The sequence below is a fragment of the Erythrobacter sp. 'gip.4 top 5' genome (genome assembly GCF_056495765.1).
Genome location: NZ_CP200270.1, coordinates 1,322,953 through 1,339,626 on the forward strand (window position 1 = coordinate 1,322,953; position 16,674 = coordinate 1,339,626).

11 protein-coding genes are annotated in these 16,674 nt (G+C 59.0%); 4 read left to right on the forward strand and 7 right to left on the reverse strand.

The features are described from left to right. Positions 1-43: 43 nt before the first annotated feature. From ACRANW_RS06240 to ACRANW_RS06255, 4 genes are all read right to left on the reverse strand, one after another. A complete protein-coding gene (locus ACRANW_RS06240; protein WP_479433664.1) occupies positions 44-3,343 on the reverse strand; it encodes a TonB-dependent receptor domain-containing protein in 3,300 nt (1,099 codons plus the stop codon). Positions 3,344-4,078: 735 nt separating this feature from the next. Beyond that, positions 4,079-4,492 (reverse strand): hypothetical protein, encoded by a 414-nt coding sequence (locus ACRANW_RS06245; RefSeq protein ID WP_479433665.1) that lies wholly within the window; start codon positions 4,490-4,492, stop codon positions 4,079-4,081. Positions 4,493-5,189: 697 nt separating this feature from the next. Continuing rightward, on the reverse strand, positions 5,190-5,534 hold the full coding sequence (locus ACRANW_RS06250; protein ID WP_479433666.1) for a hypothetical protein: 345 nt from the start codon (positions 5,532-5,534) through the stop codon (positions 5,190-5,192). A 107-nt stretch (positions 5,535-5,641) separates the two neighbouring features. Further along, positions 5,642-8,617 carry a TonB-dependent receptor domain-containing protein gene (locus ACRANW_RS06255; protein ID WP_479433667.1) on the reverse strand — a complete coding sequence of 992 codons (2,976 nt, stop codon included), beginning with the start codon at positions 8,615-8,617 and terminating at the stop codon, positions 5,642-5,644. Between the two features lie 1,429 nt (positions 8,618-10,046). On the opposite strand from ACRANW_RS06255, the gene ACRANW_RS06260 reads away from it, so the two are divergent. Together ACRANW_RS06260 and ACRANW_RS06265 are read left to right on the forward strand one after the other, a co-directional pair. Next, the gene (locus ACRANW_RS06260; protein WP_479433668.1) at positions 10,047-11,216 is read left to right on the forward strand and encodes an acetyl-CoA C-acetyltransferase; all 1,170 of its coding nucleotides are present in this window, start codon (positions 10,047-10,049) and stop codon (positions 11,214-11,216) included. 134 nt (positions 11,217-11,350) lie between these two features. Next, positions 11,351-12,136, forward strand: a complete 786-nt coding sequence (locus tag ACRANW_RS06265; protein ID WP_479433669.1) for an SDR family NAD(P)-dependent oxidoreductase — start codon at positions 11,351-11,353, stop codon at positions 12,134-12,136. Between the two features lie 40 nt (positions 12,137-12,176). Here the strand turns inward: ACRANW_RS06265 and ACRANW_RS06270 are convergent, their stop codons facing one another. Continuing rightward, positions 12,177-13,070: a hypothetical protein gene (locus ACRANW_RS06270; protein ID WP_479433670.1), complete on the reverse strand. Its 894-nt coding sequence runs from the start codon at positions 13,068-13,070 to the stop codon at positions 12,177-12,179. Positions 13,071-13,202: 132 nt separating this feature from the next. Here ACRANW_RS06270 and ACRANW_RS06275 point away from each other — a divergent pair, with 132 nt between their 5' ends. Both ACRANW_RS06275 and ACRANW_RS06280 read left to right on the forward strand, forming a co-directional pair. Next, positions 13,203-14,075 carry a crotonase/enoyl-CoA hydratase family protein gene (locus tag ACRANW_RS06275; protein ID WP_479433671.1) on the forward strand — a complete coding sequence of 291 codons (873 nt, stop codon included), beginning with the start codon at positions 13,203-13,205 and terminating at the stop codon, positions 14,073-14,075. After that, positions 14,068-14,544 (forward strand): MarR family winged helix-turn-helix transcriptional regulator, encoded by a 477-nt coding sequence (locus ACRANW_RS06280; RefSeq protein WP_479433672.1) that lies wholly within the window; start codon positions 14,068-14,070, stop codon positions 14,542-14,544. Before ACRANW_RS06275 ends, ACRANW_RS06280 begins: the two co-directional genes overlap by 8 nt. A gap of 32 nt (positions 14,545-14,576) precedes the next feature. On the opposite strand, the gene ACRANW_RS06285 is transcribed toward ACRANW_RS06280, so the two are convergent. Beyond that, a complete protein-coding gene (locus ACRANW_RS06285) occupies positions 14,577-15,581 on the reverse strand; it encodes a type II secretion system F family protein (protein ID WP_479433673.1) in 1,005 nt (334 codons plus the stop codon). Positions 15,582-15,600: 19 nt separating this feature from the next. Next, entirely contained in the window at positions 15,601-16,572 is a 972-nt protein-coding gene (locus tag ACRANW_RS06290; protein WP_479433674.1) for a type II secretion system F family protein, read from the reverse strand. Positions 16,573-16,674: the final 102 nt, after the last annotated feature.

The following is a 16,674-nucleotide window of genomic DNA, read 5'->3' on the forward strand; positions in this document are numbered from 1 at the left end:
CCCCGGTTTCCCGGGGCCTTTTCTGTTTATCTTGATCTTCCGATTAGAAGCTCAGCACCGCGCCGGCATAGAAGTAGCGGCCCAGAACCGGGAAGATCCCGCTACCTTCACCGCGACCATCGAGCGGCTGCGGCGGCAGCTGATCAAGCACGTTATCGATACCGCCGTAGAACCGGAAACCTGTGCCTTCGGGCTCAAAGCCAAAGCGCAGATCGTGGTACACTATATCCGGGTAGTAACGGAACGGCGTGGCATCGGGGTTGATCGGATCGCGACCCTGGTGCGAGAACTGTGTCTCCCAGCTGTTCACGGTCTGGCGACCCACGAAGCGTGCGTTGTAGCCCAGATCGAACTCTTTGTACTCGAACGTCGTGAACAGGTTAGCCGCGATAGTCGGGAGGCCAAGTGTACCATTCAGACGTTCCGAACGCTCAGGTTCCGAAATGAAGGTGAAGTTCACACGGTTGAGGTTGTAGGTCAGCACACCGCGCATATTCAACCGCAGGTCGGCCGACAGGTCGGTGACGAAGTCAATCGACGCATCGATGCCTTCAGCCCGCAGCTGAGCGTAGTTGAACGGCTGGTTGATGAACGACGGGCCGATGTTCTCGATCTGAATATCTGGCACGCCGTCGAACCGGCGGTTCAGCTGACCAGCAAAGGTCAGGTTGGTCAGCGGATCATTCGTGGTACGCCGGAAGGTCGCAGCACAGAACGGGTTGTCGAGGCCTACAGGGTCATCATAGCACTGGTTGATAATGGCCTGCGGAGCCACACCGCTGATCACATCGTTGACCTTGATGTTGTAGTAATCGACCGAGAAACTCAGGCCCGACACAAAGCGCGGCTGGAACACAGCCCCGATCGTGATGCTGTCGCTGGTTTCAGGGCTGAGGTTCGGGTTACCGCGGTTGATCCCCGAGATCCCCGAAGCCGCAACGTTCGTCCACGGACGGGTTTCGCCGTTGATCTGGATCGTGGTCGGAACCCCAGCGGCCGCGCAGTTACGCGCACGATTGGGGTTGTCGTTGATCACGGTCTGACCGCAAGGGTCAACCAAGCCGTTGAGGAACGTTTCGGAAGCGGTCGAGAAAAGATCGCCGATGTTCGGTGCCCGAACAGCGCGGGCATAGCTGCCACGAAGACGCAGACCATCGAACGGCGAGTAGATCACACCGGCGTTGTAGGCCCAGACGAGCTTGTCGAGGGTGTTGTAATCCGAACCGCGGAACGACCCTTCGAGCGTGAGTTCTTCGACGAACGGCATGTTGCCCAGCAGCGGAACGCGAAGTTCGCCGAAGAATTCGCGGACTTCCTGCGCCGGCGGATCGAACGCACCGATGGCATTGAGGAAGGTCGCGCCGCTGACAGTCAACGAATCGAAGGCCGAGAAGGCGTCTTCACGGCGGTATTCCGCGCCCACGGCGAAGCCGATCGGGCCACCGGGGAGTTCAAACAGGCCGGTCGTGTCACCCGAAAGGAAGCCCACCACATTGATCTGTTCAGCCCACTGTTCACGCGAGGCAGTCGACAGGACGTAGTCCTTAGAGGCTTGGCTCAGAGTGTTGAAACCGAACGGGTTCAGCGGCGAGCAGTTCGGATCAGCCGTGGCCGGATTGAGGTTAACGCGGCAGACGATGTTGCCGTTGGCATCACGCGCCGCATCGCTCGCACGGTTGTAGTTGGCAATGTTTACGTTGCCGCCGGTATCGTAGAAAGTTTCTGAACGACCATAGTTACCGGCGATTTCGTAGCGCAGGTTTCCGGTCGTGGACAGATCGCCCTTTACGCCGACAACAACACGGTAAAGTTCACGACGGTGATCTTCCGCACGCGTACCGAGGTCGTAGTTGAACCGGAACGAGGAGAAGGTTGCCGAGCCGTTCTGGACTGCCGCACTGTTAGGATCGAGGCCGTTGATGGCGATGATCTGCTGGCGGGCTTCGTCGGTCAGGAACGGATTGTCGAGACGGAAGGTCGAGCGCAGCAGACCAGTGCTGAAGGTCGGCTGGGTCGAGGTCTGGATCGAATCGACGCGCACATACTTGGCTTCGAGGAACGGCTGGAAGGCCGAGCTAATGTCCGCGTTGATGAACACGTTGGCGACATAGCGCTGCAGTTCAGGAAGCAGCTGAGCTTCCTCGATGCCGGTCGAACCAAGACCGCCCAAAACGCTGCCGCCGACAGGACGAAGGTCCGCATCGGGCACGCTGCGCACCAGACGGGTGCCGGTGGGGTCGAACGCCCAGAAGTGGTTAATGCCGCCGCCGGTTGGCGAGAAGGTGCCCGGAACAACGCGCCCGTTCGGGCCGCCAAGGGTCGCGGTGGACGCACAGCTCAGCTGGATTTGCTGTGTGGTGCGAGCGCGCGCTTCCGGCGTGAGAGCAGCCCATGCCGCATCGCTGAGGTTCGGACAGACTGTCTGCAGCATCCCGCTTTCGTTAAGCTGCGGGAACCGGATGCCGCTCACCAAGGTGGTGTTGGGGACGCCGTCGAAGTTGCGGTTCGGAGTGGGGGTCACTGTCCGCGTGAGCGGGTTGTATGTGCTCACCGGCTGAGTCGTGGTGAAGCCATAGGTGCCCGTAAGCGCACCCGTTTGACCATCACGTTCACGCATCAAGAGCTGGTTCTGATTGGCGTATTCACCAGCGAACGAAATGTTCAGGCGGCCGTCCATGAAGTTCTTACCAGCGGTTACGCTGACGAACTGGTTGCCCGCATCGCCTTCGTCCGAGATACCGGCACGGCCATTGATGCGCAGACCTTCAAAGTCGGTCTTCATCACGAAGTTCACGACGCCGGCAATAGCGTCCGAGCCGTAAACACCAGAGTTACCACCGGTCACGATGTCGACGCGCTCAAGCAGGTCAGACGGGATCGTGTTGACGTCAACGTCATAGGTGCCGGGCGACGATGTCACATGACGGCGACCGTTCTGCAGCACCAGGGTGCGCGAGGTGCCAAGGTTACGAAGGTCGAGCCGGTTAATGCCGGCAGTGCCGATGAAGCGGGTCGAGTTTGCTTGCGTGAAGGTAGACCCGAGCTGTGGCAATTCCGCCAGCGCATCACCAAGTGAAAGCGAGCCACGCTCAATCAGGTCACGTGCCTGGATGGTAGCGATCGGGATCGTCGAATCGAGGTTAGGACGCGAGATGCGCGAGCCTGTCACAGTGATTACGCTTGCAACGTTGTCCGCCACGCGATCGTCGCCGGCTGCAGTCGCGCCTGTATCCGTCGTAACGTCCGCGTCCTGCGCCACCGCCGGCGATGCGATTGCAAGAGCGGCGATGCCCGCTGTTGCAAAAAGGCCGATCCGAGGACCGAAGCCGTTCAACTTCTTCATTACGTAATGCCCCTTGTAAAAAGCGAAACTCAGCACGAGCACCACACACTCGCGCCATTTGGCTTTTAGAAGGGATATTGCCGGCGGTCGCAACGGCGAGTTGCTACTCTCAGGGTGTATAAGGCAATTAAGTTACGGGCAGTGGCGATTTTGCAACATTTTCCCGCAATGGTCACATTGTCGCTCGGTTAGGTCTCCTGCGGTGAGGATGCCATGGGCCAGCGGGTTTTCGCAAGAGTCGGGCATGCCTGTCGCACATACTCAAAGGGCACGGCCATTGAAGACTGTCTCCCGCCTATTGTCATGCAGCAGGCGGAGCCCCGGCGGGACCCGGTGATCTGTCCGCCTTCTGGCTATTGATGCGTGGGAAATAGCTGCTGAACGCGCCATGGCCCTCCCGTTGCCGCAAAAGCGCAATATGCCACGCCGTTTGATGTCGGGGCGCTCCGAGATGTGATCAAGTCAGTCAAGGCTTCGCTCAACGGAAAGGATCTGGTGATATCCAAAATGGAAAGCCGCAGAAGCGAATAAATTCCTGGATTTTCAAGGATAATGATCGTTCCCAGCCTCTGTGTCGCGTAATGGCCAATCCGGTGGAGATTGTTTCAGCGACTTTGGTAAGTGGTGCGCAGACCTGCCGAACAATGTAGCAGGTCTTGCGCAAAGCCGTGAAGAACCAGGATAAGAATATGCGCAGCTACGCCTCGTCCTCATAACACGTTGAAGCCAGCAAATTCAGCCGGCTTGGTGACAATTTGTCTGATGAACACACTGCCAAACGATCTGGACTCGATCCTCGTGCCCACGGTTGTAGCGGTGACTGATACGACCAAGAGCGATGTCGTCGTCAGATTTCGGCTTCGCTTCTACGATAACGTCAATTATCAAATGGGGCGCGTTCGCCCGTCCTGCGCACGTCGGGATGCATCTGGGGGTCCCTTTCGACATTGAAGGCAATGCGCGATTCACGCACAGCATCAATCCTGTATCGCACGAGTTGCAGGTCTTTTTTCGCGTGCCGGCCATTTCATCAACGGGGCTGAGGTCGAAGAAAAGGCTGCGCTGTTTCAACTGGATTTTGAACCCTACCGAGTTGGCAAGAAAGTTTTCCAGGACGAAAATGCCGGCATGATGGGCGTCCAGACCCACCGATTCCTGGCAACGACACGTTTGTTGCGGCAATCAGTCCGGGCGCAAAGATGGAACGCCTTCAATACGATGAACAGGAAAAGGCGCGTCACTATGTGCTTGAGCAAGAAATTTCTCACACGCACCAGCGTTAAAGTCGGCGGTGTGACCGGCGCTTGTACTGGTTGGACTAGGATCGCGGCATTGCGAAGCTGGGCAGACACAACCTGTCGATCAATCCCGAAGCGCTCGCAGGTGTAGCGGACATCCGCGATTGCGTAGGCGGCGAACGCGTCGCTTCTGTAGGCTTTGGCAAGACCAACCGAACCGGACTATTGTTTGTTCGTTCTGATGCGTGGACTGTGTGGCGCCTTGCCGACTTTTTTATCCGTACGACCTGCGTTGGAAAATCGCCATGGCTTGGCTTTCTCCTGTTTTGCAAAAGTAATCATCGTTTTGACAACACACTGGTTTGCTTGTCCGTCTGGTCACGAACATGCGAGCCGCAAATGTTGCGCGGTTGACTATGTTGCTGGACGTTCGTGATTAATTTGGCGCAAGCTGATTGCGTGATATGCCTGCGCCCGAACGGTCCGTGATGCGGGACGGACAAAACCAATCGTGGAACAGACCATTTAGCCAGATAGCTGGTTTTCCGATCGTTGCGTCCGCGTTTAATCGTTCGACCAAGGGAGGATGAAGCCGGTCAAGAATGCAATTATTGGCCGTTCATACCAACTTGCTGACTTTCGACGATGTCACGCGCGCCGCGATTACCGACGCGTGCAACAGTTTCCCACTCGCGGTTTGTCATGCAAGTTTTTGTGCGCTTGGCGAGTGAACCAATCACGCGATCAGTGCGGCAGCGGACGAAATCCGGATGATTTTTGTCAGAGACCGCGCTGGTTGATACGGGGATAGTGGTTGCTGGCGTATCTTGGGTTGCAGAAGCGGTAGCTTTTGCCGCTTGCTGGCCCGCCGATTGCTCTGGCGCATCTTGCGCTGCTGCTGGCTCCGCCTGAAGCAGCAGCAAGGGGACCGCCACGGTGAGAGTCAGCAACATAAATCTTCTCCAACAATCCTAATACCCAGAAAGCGTACAGGCTTTTCCAAAGAAAAAAAGGGCGAGCCTTTCGGCCCGCCCCCAATTTTTATTAATCAGCGTCCGAATTAGAAGCGGAGGCTGAGTGCTGCTGCGTAACGACGGCCAAGGGCGTCGTAGCTCGACGGGAAGATGTTGCCGCTGTTGAACGCGGTCGTCCCGATTGTCGAACCGACAACTGCTGGCTTGTTATCGAGCAAATTCTGCACAGTGAAGGTGAACGTCAAGTTTTCCAGCGCATAGAACTGCGCCGTCAGATCGAAGTAGCTTTCCGCCGGGATCTGCGTGAAGTCGACATCGCCAAACAGCGTGGTGTTGCCAATAAATGCCGGGCCCTGTGAGGCGACATCCAGAGGCTCTTGCTCAACACCGTCGAGGTAGCGCCAGCGCAACGACAACAGCGCATCGTCAGCAAAGGTTAGTGAACCGCGGGTATCCACCACGAACTCTGGCTGAATGGAGCCGCAGTTGACCGAGTAGAACCCGACGCAATCACGGAACGGCGAGTCAGCCGAGCCGGTGATGGCCTGGAAACGGTTCTGGTTGGTCCAGGTACCATTTACACCCAGATCAAAGCCGATCGAGTTCGTGAGCGATGTACCCCAATTCAAAGAGACATCAATGCCATCGGTCTTGATGCGTCCGAGGTTGGACAGACCGAGCAGCAAACCACGAACTTCGTCAGGCGAACCATCGAGGCCGCCGGTGGTGGGGCTACGCGCGATCAGCTGGCAGAAAGGGTTGGCCGCAAAGTTCAGTTCACCCTGATAGCACCCATCGATCACGTCACCGATACCCGGGGTGCCAATTGCGCCATCGAGCTGGATGTTGAAGTAATCGACCGAGAGCGACAGACGGGGCACGGATGCCGGAGTGGCAACGAAACCAACCGTCCACGTATTAGCGATTTCGAAATCAAGGTTCCGATTGCCGCCTGTCGTTACGTTGATCTGGCCAGCCGCCGGCTGCAAGATCGAACCAATCTGGCCAGCGGGTGAACCCTGTGCCTGACAAAGGGCCGAAAGCTGCGCGTTACCGACAGGTGCTGCACCAGCGCACGGGTCATTGGCCAGGCTATCAAGCTGGGTCGTTTCCGGGAAGAACAGTTCACTGATGTTCGGTGCACGTGCGGCGCGGGAATAGTTACCGCGGAACTTCAAGCCATCAAACGGTTCCCAAGAACCGCCTGCCTTCCACGTGTATTCGGTTCCAACGATATTGATGTCCGAATAGCGGCCACCCAGTTCAAGCGTCAGGCTTTCGAAGAACGGTACACCTTCAAGCAAAGGAACCACCAATTCGCCGAATACGTCAACAGCCGTGTACGAGCCTTCAAAGTTCGGGCTGGCCCCGCCGCCGCCAACAACGGCGCCCGGAGTTTGCGATGCTTCGTCGGATGACGTGGACGCCTGATACTTGCGGTAATCAGCGCCGATAGCGAAAGCGACTGGAGTGGTGGCGATGGCGAAGGGCAGATCACCGGAGATCAAGCCATTGACCGTGCTGATCGATGAAACATCAATCACCTGTTGCGTCAAATCAAACGCGAAGGCGAGTGCCTCTGGCGAGCCGAGGTTACCTTCAGTGCCGAACAGGTTCAGCGGTGCGCAGCTCCGCGAAGGATCGATACATTGGACCCCGCCAGTCCCGTTGGGGATAGCCAAGACCGACTGCTGCAGGCGATCGAGCCGGGCAAATCCGCCCTGCTGCTGAATCCGCTCAGATTCGCCGTAGGTACCCGACAGGTCCCACGAGATATCATCCGTGATCCCGCCGCGAGCACCAACAACCATGTTGAACAAGGTCGTGTCAAAGTCGGAGACACGAGGACCCGCTTCGGTCGACCGACGACGCACTTGGGCGCCGAACTGCACGTAATCCGGGTTCGCAGCACCATTGGCCAAGGTCGGGCCGAACTGCGTGTTGCGCGCCGCGGTGAACTGCGCCGGGGTCAAACCAAGACGATCGCCAAAACGCTGTGCGATCGCATCAGGGATGAAGGGGTTGTTCAGGTTGATCTGATAGGTGTTGAAGAACGAACCACCAGGAGCGATGATCGTCGATACGGTCTGCTTCGAGAAAACGCCCTGACCGTAGACTTCAAGCGCGTCGGACACTTCGTAATTTGCTGAACCGTACATATTGTACCGTTCAAACGGCGTCTGGAAGATGTTGGCCGGGTTGAAGTTGAACGGACGGTCAAACGGGCCGACATCTGTCCCTGCAGCATTGATCTGACCAGACACTGCCGGTCCGGGGCCTGCCGGGCCGACGATGAATGCGGGAACCGCGGCGGATGAGCCGCCGGCGAGGCCGGTGAAGGAGTCGACGTTAAACTCCGAGAACGAGCGGTCGCCCTGGAAAACACCGTCTGTGTTCTGATACCCAAGGCTGAAAACGGCATTACCACGACCGTCGGCGAAATTTGCGCCCATCGTCAAATCGACGCGCTGGGTTAGGCCATCGCCCAGTTCGGTAATCTGATTGCTGGCGTCCAACTGAACGCCTTCAAAATTCTTCTTCGTGATGAAGTTCACCACGCCAGAAATTGCGTCGGCACCATAGGTTGTGGTTGCGCCGCCTGTCAGAATTTCGGTCCGCTCAATCACAGCAAGCGGGATGTTGTTAAGATCGACGATGCCCGACTGATCAGCTGGCACAAAACGGCGTCCATCGAGCAAGACAAGGTTACGTTGCGCGCCAATGCCACGAAGGTTGACGAAAGATGCACCGCCGTTGCCATTGTTCACGGCCGACCCAATGCTCGGCACTGCGGAGGGCAGTTCGCGCAGGAATTGCTCTGCCGTGTTGGTCTGGCGCAGCTTGAGTTCGGTGTCGGTAACAACTGAAACCGGGCTTGAAAGGATAAGGTTGGGGTTCGAAATGCGCGAACCGGTCACGACAATCGCATTGCCCGCCGCTTGGTCAGCTTGTGTTTCGGTTGTGCTCTGGTCTGCGTCTTGCGCAAACACAGGCGTTGCTGCCATCGCAAGCCCAAGCGTGGCTGTGCCAACGCTAAGCTTGAGTTTGGTTGAAATCTTCATTTTGGTCATGTTCCCTCTTATGGCCGAAGACCTTCTGAAGGCCTCCGTGTTGCTTGATCAACTCCCTATCAGAGGGAGCAAACATCCAGCCTGTAATCGTGGGGTCGAGTTAAAGCGCACCCCGCAGCGACACCCGTTGGCGAATGGCTCTCCTTAAGCCAAGCTCTTCCCGAGCTGTAACAACGGATCGCAAGCCGATTGTAACCTCAATGCAACACTTTTGTCCGTGTGGCTTAGACATTCGACAAGCCATCGGCGATGGTCGCGCAAGGCGAAGCATGGCGCGGGTTCTGGTGCGCTGCGTCAGTTAGGCCTGATAGGTTGCAAGCGTGGCATTGATTGCCGCGTGTAATTCAGCACCCACCGGTTCGGTGCGGTGAAATAGGGGGCAGCACTTCCGGGTGCCGCCGCGCAAGGACTGGCCAAGCCTTATTGAAACCGCCCTGTGGAGCCGATGAAGCAGCGCAAACGCGTGAGCCACCAATACGTATCGCGCCAACCCGCATTCAGCATCGTCCGGGCTTCTTACTAACGCGTGGTCAAATCGTGCCACGGCATCACGTGCTCCGCCTTTGGTTCAACCCGTGCCCAGTCGTGAAGCGCACGCAGGCGCCAGCGAAATGCGCCTAAACCCCCTTGGAGCCGCCCGCTTTTGGCGCCAATTCGCCCGCCGCACCCGCACGCAGAGCGTCACCCGGAAGATCGCGGTGGGCCGCTTCTGCAATGGCCTTCGCATCAGCGGCCGCTCCATGGACACAAATGGCGGGACACAATCTACACAGTGCAGCTCGCGGCACAGGAAGCAGGGTTCATGCATTAAAGCGCGGCTTAGAGCGTTCACCAACTTCGTCCTCATCATCAAAGAACAGCGGGTATTCGCCCTAGGCTGGGTGCCAATCATCATGCGCAAGTTTGGGTTCCGATAGGGCGGCCAAGATAGTGCATGGGGCCAAATCCTGCTGGCCTTCCGCTCGGACTTGGTGAGATCAAGTCCAGTCATGGCGCCCGTGAAATCCATGAAGGCGGATACATTGATGTGTTTGCATAGAGTTTCGTGCGCGCTGCGAAGTGTTCTTTCGCCATTGCTTATCGGCACTCACCAAGGGGTCTCGCGAGCGAGCAGTTTGCGCGTACTCGCTCCGGTCAAAACATCGCGCAGATGAACGCGTCCTGCCGCAGCAAAACGAGCTGCAAGCGCCTTGCGATCAAGCGCTGCGTTAAGGTCGGTCGGGGTCTTCGTCGCCCGAAGTTAGGAGATGCCGGCCGCTGTGCTCGCGCCAAGGCAAGCGCAGGGCGGCCAGACCGGTCATCATTTTGTCAGCTTGATTTGATGGGATGCCTTCAATAGGCGGTTCGAGGGACGCAGGTGGCGCAATGAAACTGATTTGGCGCCAACGTGTGAACGCATAACCAATGCCGGGAGAGAGACATGACCACAGCTTATATTGTCGAGGCCGTTCGCATTGCGGGCGGGCGCCGCGGCGGACGTCTGGCCGGGGTCCACCCGGTCGACCTGCTGGCAAAATCGCTCGATGCGATCGTTGAGCGCAGCGGGATCGACCCCAAGGCTATCGACGATGTGGTCACCGGATGCGTCAGCCAGGCGGGCGAGCAGGCCATGCAGATCGGGCGCATGGGCGTGCTGGCATCAAAGCATCTCCCGCAGTCCACCCCCGCCGTCACTATCGACCGCCAGTGCGGTTCTTCGCAGCAGGCGATCCAGTTTGCGGCGCAAGCCGTGATGAGCGGCACGCAGGACGTGGTGATCGCCAGCGGCGTCGAAAGCATGACCCGCGTGCCGATGGGCTCCAATGTGACCTTGCACATGAAGGAAGGCCTCTACAGCAAGGCTGCCGGGATCGAGGCGAAGTATCCGGGTATAAATTTCAGCCAGTTCGTCGGCGCCGAGATGATCGTGCAGAAGCATGGCTTCTCCAAGGACGATCTGGACCGTTTCGCCTATGAAAGTCACCAGAAGGCGATCGCCGCGACCAAGGCCGGTGCCTTCGAGCGCGAGATCGTGGTGATCGAGGTCGAGACGGCAGAAGGCACGCAGTTCCACACCGTCGACGAAGGCATCCGGTTTGATGCGACGCTCGAAGGCATCGCGGGCGTCAAGCTGATCAGCCCCGATGGCGCGTTGACGGCGGCGTCGGCCAGCCAGATTTGCGATGGGTCTTCAGCGGTGCTGGTGGTAAGCGAAGCCGCGTTGAAGGCGCACGGCCTCACCCCGCTGGCGCGCATCCATAACCTGACCGTGACGGCGGGCGATCCGGTGATCATGCTGGAAGAACCGCTGTTTGCGACCGACAAGGCCTTGCAGCGTGCCGGGCTTACCATTGACGATATCGACCTTTACGAGGTCAATGAAGCCTTTGCTTCGGTGCCGCTGGCATGGCTCAAGCATACGGGCGCTGACCCGGCCAAGCTTAATGTCCACGGCGGCGCGATTGCGCTGGGGCACCCGCTGGGCGCGTCGGGAACCAAGCTGATGGCGACGCTGGTTCACGGCCTGCACCGCCACGGCAAGAAGTATGGCCTGCAAACCATGTGCGAAGGCGGCGGCGTCGCCAACGTGACAATCATCGAGGCGCTTTGAACGAGCACCTTGCGAAGAACCCGTTCGTGCTGAGCTTGTCGAAGCACCGTCCTTTTTGGGGGGACGCGGGACCTTAGAAAGTGCAGCCCTTCGGCAAGCTCAGGGCGACCGGATTTGTGATCTAGGAGAGAATCATGGAAGTTTCTGCCAATACCCCCGCCGTCGTCACCGGAGGAGCCTCGGGCCTCGGCGCGGCAACGGCCCGCGCACTGGCTGCCAAGGGCGCCAAGGTTGCGATCTTCGACATGAACGAAGAAAAGGGCGAAGCGCTCGCGGCGGAAATCGGCGGCGTGTTCTGCAAGGTCAACGTGACCAGCGATGACGATGTCGATGCCGGTTTCGCCAAGGCCCGCGAAGCTCACGGGCAGGAGCGTATTCTGGTCAACTGCGCCGGAATCGGCAACGCAATCAAAACCGCCAGCCGTTCCAAGGAAGATGGCTCGATCAAGCACTTCCCCGTTAGCGCGTTCGATTTCGTCATTCAGGTCAACCTGATCGGCACCTTCCGCTGCATCGCCAAGTCGGCTGCGGGCATGATGACGCTGGAGCCGCTGGACGAGAATGGCGAGCGCGGTGCGATCGTCAACACCGCGTCGGTTGCAGGCGAGGACGGCCAGATCGGGCAGGCTGCATACTCTGCGTCGAAGGCCGGCGTGATCGGCATGACGCTGCCCATCGCGCGCGACCTGATGAACGAAGGCATCCGGGTGAACACCATCCTGCCGGGCATCTTCGATACCCCGCTGCTGGCCGCTGCGCCGCAAAACGTGCGCGATGCGCTGGCGGCATCGGTGCCGTTTCCCAAGCGTCTGGGCGTGCCGACCGAATACGCCAAGCTGGCCATGTGCATGATCGAAACCGGCTACTTCAACGGTGAAGACGTACGGCTTGATGGCGCGATCCGCATGGCGCCGCGTTAATCCGATCAGCCCCTCTTCGTTCAATCAGAACGGAGAGGGGCTATGCCAGCCCGTCGATCTCGGGTCGCACGAACAAGTCGCACAGCGGTTGAAGCTCGGGAACGGCGAAATGCTCTGCCCAGCGATACGGATCGACTAGCGCCTCGCAACCGGCTGGTACGTAATGGAAAAATAGTAAGTGGCAAAATCCCCCCGCGATTTTCGGGCGGCGATAGTGCCACTGCGAACTGCCGTTGAACAGCAGCGCCTGATTGGACTGCAGCAGGTAATCAGTAAAACCATAGGCCGGATCGGCGATGATCGCTTCGGGATCGAAGCTTCGCGCAAACTCGGCTGTGGGCCACTCGACCGCTCGGCTGACATGAATCGGCCACGCTGCGTCTTGTTCGATACAATAGTCGAAGGTGTACATGGCATTGGGATGATCCATGTGAAGATCGCATTTGCCTTTGGCGCCATAGCGGCTGAGGAAATTGTAGCTCGATGTCAGCGGGCAGCCGACGATGGCTTCGATCCGAGGGCGCACCTGATCCTGAAGTTCAAGGAAGAACGGGTGGTCCCAGACCACATCCCGGCCAAAGTCGGCGTTTTCTCTATCCTGCTGACCGGATTTCTCGACCTCGACTTTTCGGCTGACGGCGATGATTGCTTCGCGGGTGGCTGCATCGAAGACATCTTCGATCAGCGTTTCAGTGAAGGTTGGTGAAGGTTTGATCGCGTCAAACCCCGCGAGGAAATCGGCCAACGCATCGGGCCGCACCCCTTTGACATAGCGTTTGGCGACTTCGAACCGGCGTAGAAACTGCGAATCATACCAATGCACCTGATCGACTTCGCGGATGGCTTTGGCTGCTTGAAGATGCAGCGCAAAATAGGCCGGATCGCGCAATCGCGCGCGCGGATCTATGGCGGAAATCGGACGAGTTTCGGTCATCGTCTTCGCGTACTAGCCACGAACAACGGCTGCAACCGCCAGATTAACGCAGCAGCGGCGCTCGCATTTGCGGGGGGTTTTCTTTTATGCGGGCCATGGCATCACAGTGGCGATAAGGATGAGAGGACGATTATGACCCAATACACCCAGATCAACGTCACAAAAGCTGATGGCATCGCCACCATCACGCTGAACCGTCCCGACAAGATGAACGCGTATACCCGCACTATGGGAGCCGAGATCATCGCGGCGATGGACGATATCGACGCCGATGATGGCGTGCGCGCGGTAATCTTTACCGGTGCGGGGGAGCGGGCGTTTTGCGCGGGCGCAGACCTGACGCCGGATCACGGAGGGCACGTGTTCTCCGATCCGACCGAGGTGGGCGACCTGTCCGATCCCAAGGTGCGCGATGGCGGCGGGTTGCTGACGTTGCGGCTGTTCGAATCCAAGAAGCCGCTGATTTCGGCCTGCAACGGTGTGGCAGTGGGCGTGGGAGCAACGATGCAGCTGGCAATGGATATCCGGCTTGCCAGCGAGACAGCGCGCTACGGCTTCGTCTTCGCCCGGCGCGGGATCGTGCCAGAGGCGGCGTCCAGCTGGTTCCTGCCGCGGCTTGTCGGGATCGCGCAGGCGCTGGAGTGGTGCTACACGGGCCGCATCTTCGATGCTGCCGAAGCCAAGGCGGGCGGGCTTGTCCGGTCGGTCCATGCGCCCGCCGATCTGCTTCATGCCGCGCAGACCCTGGCGCGCGAGATCGCCGACAACACCTCGGCCCTGTCTGTCGCCATGACGCGGGCGATGATGTGGCGATTGATGAGCGCCGATCACCCGATGGAGGCGCACAAGATCGATAGCCGGGCGATTTACCAACTCAGCCGCGGAGCCGACGCCAAGGAGGGCATCGCCAGCTTCCTCGAAAAACGCAAAGCGATGTATCCCGGTAAGGTTAGCGCCGACATGCCCGATTTCTATCCGTGGTGGGACGCGCGCACCTATGAATGACGATGCCGGCGAGCTTGCCGGGTTTCTGCCGTATCAGCTTTCGGTTGCCTCCAACGCGGTCAGCGGGCTGATCGCGGAACGCTATCGCAAGCGGTTCGGTCTGAAGATCCCTGAATGGCGGGTGATGGCGGTGATGGGCGATCGCGGCAGTCTGACGCAGCGCGTGCTGACGGCGGCAACCCTGATGGACAAGGTCGCGGTCAATCGCGCGGTCAAGGTGCTGGAAGAACGTGGCTTGATCGCTCGGGTGCCCCATCCGGGCGACGGCCGTTCACACCTGCTGGCGCTAACGCCTGAGGGCAGGGCGATCCACGCTGAGGTCATGCCGCTGGCTCGCGCGACAGAACGCGAATTGCTGGCGGACCTTGCGCCGGGAGAAGAGGATACGTTGCGCGACCTGCTGGCTGCGTTGCGCGCGCGGGCGCTCAGGCTGGCCCGTCAGACGCATGAAGGGCCAGAGCAGGATTGATTCTGCTCCGGCCCTGTGTCGTTCAAAAGGGATCAGCCACTGGCGCCAATGAAATTGTCCGAGATTGAACAGGCTGCAGGCCCCAGAATGACAACAAACAGCGTCGGCAGAATGAAGAGGATCAACGGCACGGTCATGATCGCAGGCAGACGGGCCGCTTTTTCCTCAGCGCGCATCATGCGTTCGTTCCGGAATTCGGCAGACAGCACCCGCAGCGCCGAAGCCAGCGGCGTACCATAGCGTTCGGTCTGAATCATGGTTGTCACCACGCCCTTCACCGCGTCCAGATTGACGCGGTAGGCCAGATTGTTGAACGCCATTTTGCGTTCATTGAGGAACGACAGTTCAATCGCGGTCAAGGCGAATTCGTCGCCCAACTCAGGATAGGCGCGGCCCAGTTCCCTGGCGACGCGATTGAACGCGGCGTCCACCGTCAAACCGGCCTCAGCGCAGATCACCAGCAAGTCGAGCGCATCGGGCAGACCCTTCTGAATTTCCTTGGTGCGCTTTCCCGCCTTGTTGCTGAGGTAAATTTCCGGTCCTTTGTAGGACATGAACACCGTGCCGGCAAACACGGCCAAACGCTTCATCGGGCCCCAATCTGGCCAGAATTCAATGCCGTAAATCAGCGCGCCCATGAAAATGCCCAGGACAATCGGAAGGATTGCCCGGATGCCGATAATCAGAACGGCCAGTTCTTTGTTGCGATAACCGGCGTGCGCCATCTTTTGCTGGATCGCCTTGATCTGGCTTTCCTGCAGCACGTTGAGACGGCCAAGACTGTCCTTGACCTTGTCGGTTGTGTCGGTCCGGCGCACCAGGCTGGAGCGCTTTTTTGCGCCAGCCACGACGATCCCCGCTTTCAATTGTTCGCGCCGCGCCTCCAGCGCCTTGACGCGCTTGGCCATCGGGTCGCGGATCGTAACCGCGGCATAGATCGCGAGCATCACCGCAAACGCAGCAAAGCCAGCGAGCAAGGTGCCGACGAAGAGGACATCGAAGCCGAGCAGGGTCGGTCCGGTGGGTTGGTTGATCATGCTGTTACGCCCCCTGCCATCAGATTTCGAAACTGATCATTTTGGACATGATGAAGACGCCCAAGCCCATCCACACCCCGGCGCCAAGTCCAGTAACGATCAGACGATCATCCGTGAAAAAGCCGCCCATGTACTCGGGATTGATGTATGAGATCGCTGCGAACACCAGGAACGGCAGCGCGCCGATGATGTAGGCCGATGCCTTGGATTCCGAACTCATCGCCCGGATCTTGAGCTTCATTTGCGCCCGCTTGCGTAGCACTTCGGCAAGGTTGGATAGAGTCTCGGCAAGGTTGCCGCCTGTCTCACGCTGGATCGCTAACGTGATCGTGAAGAAGTTGAATTCGGGAATACCAAGCTTGTCGGCGGTGTCCTGAAGCGCATCTTCCATGGTCTTGCCGACCTTGATGCGGTCGATGACAGTCTTGAATTCGGCGCCGACCGGGCCGGGCACTTCGGTCGCGATGATGCCGAGTGTTTCTGTTACCGGCAGACCAGAACGCAGGCCCCGCACCAGCAATTCGATCCCGTCCGGAAACTTGGTGATGAACTGGTCGGTGCGTTTGTTGATGAGGTAGCCAATGACCATGTGCGGCAGTCCAGCGCCGATGAACAGGCCCACCCCGAGCGAAAGCATCGGCGTCCGGCTCAGCACGAACACAATCACCGCTACCACCATCGCCAGCCCGATCGAGGCGTAAAGATACTGGGAAACAGTCCAGCCCTTGCCGGTCCGGTCGAGGCGGATCGCGAGCGCCTCACTCCGCGAGCCTGAGCCTGCGACCTTGAAAGCCTTCGGCTTGCGGGCGGCGACAGCGCGCTTGAATTGGGCATCAACCTTGGCATCGACACTTTCCGAGTGGCGGCCTCGCAAGGCCTGTACTCGGCGCTTTTGCGCTTTGGCTGAACCAGAACCGGAAACCGCGACATAGCCCAAGACCAGCACAGAGAAAATCACCAGCGTGATGAACAGGGTTTCAATGAATTCCATGTCTGTGGTTCCTGGCTCGGTCCGCCGGGTTGCAGCGGGTTAATGCTGTGTCGCCTAGCGAGGGGGCGGGCCGCCGTGGCACGCCGCATCCCCCACGCTGCC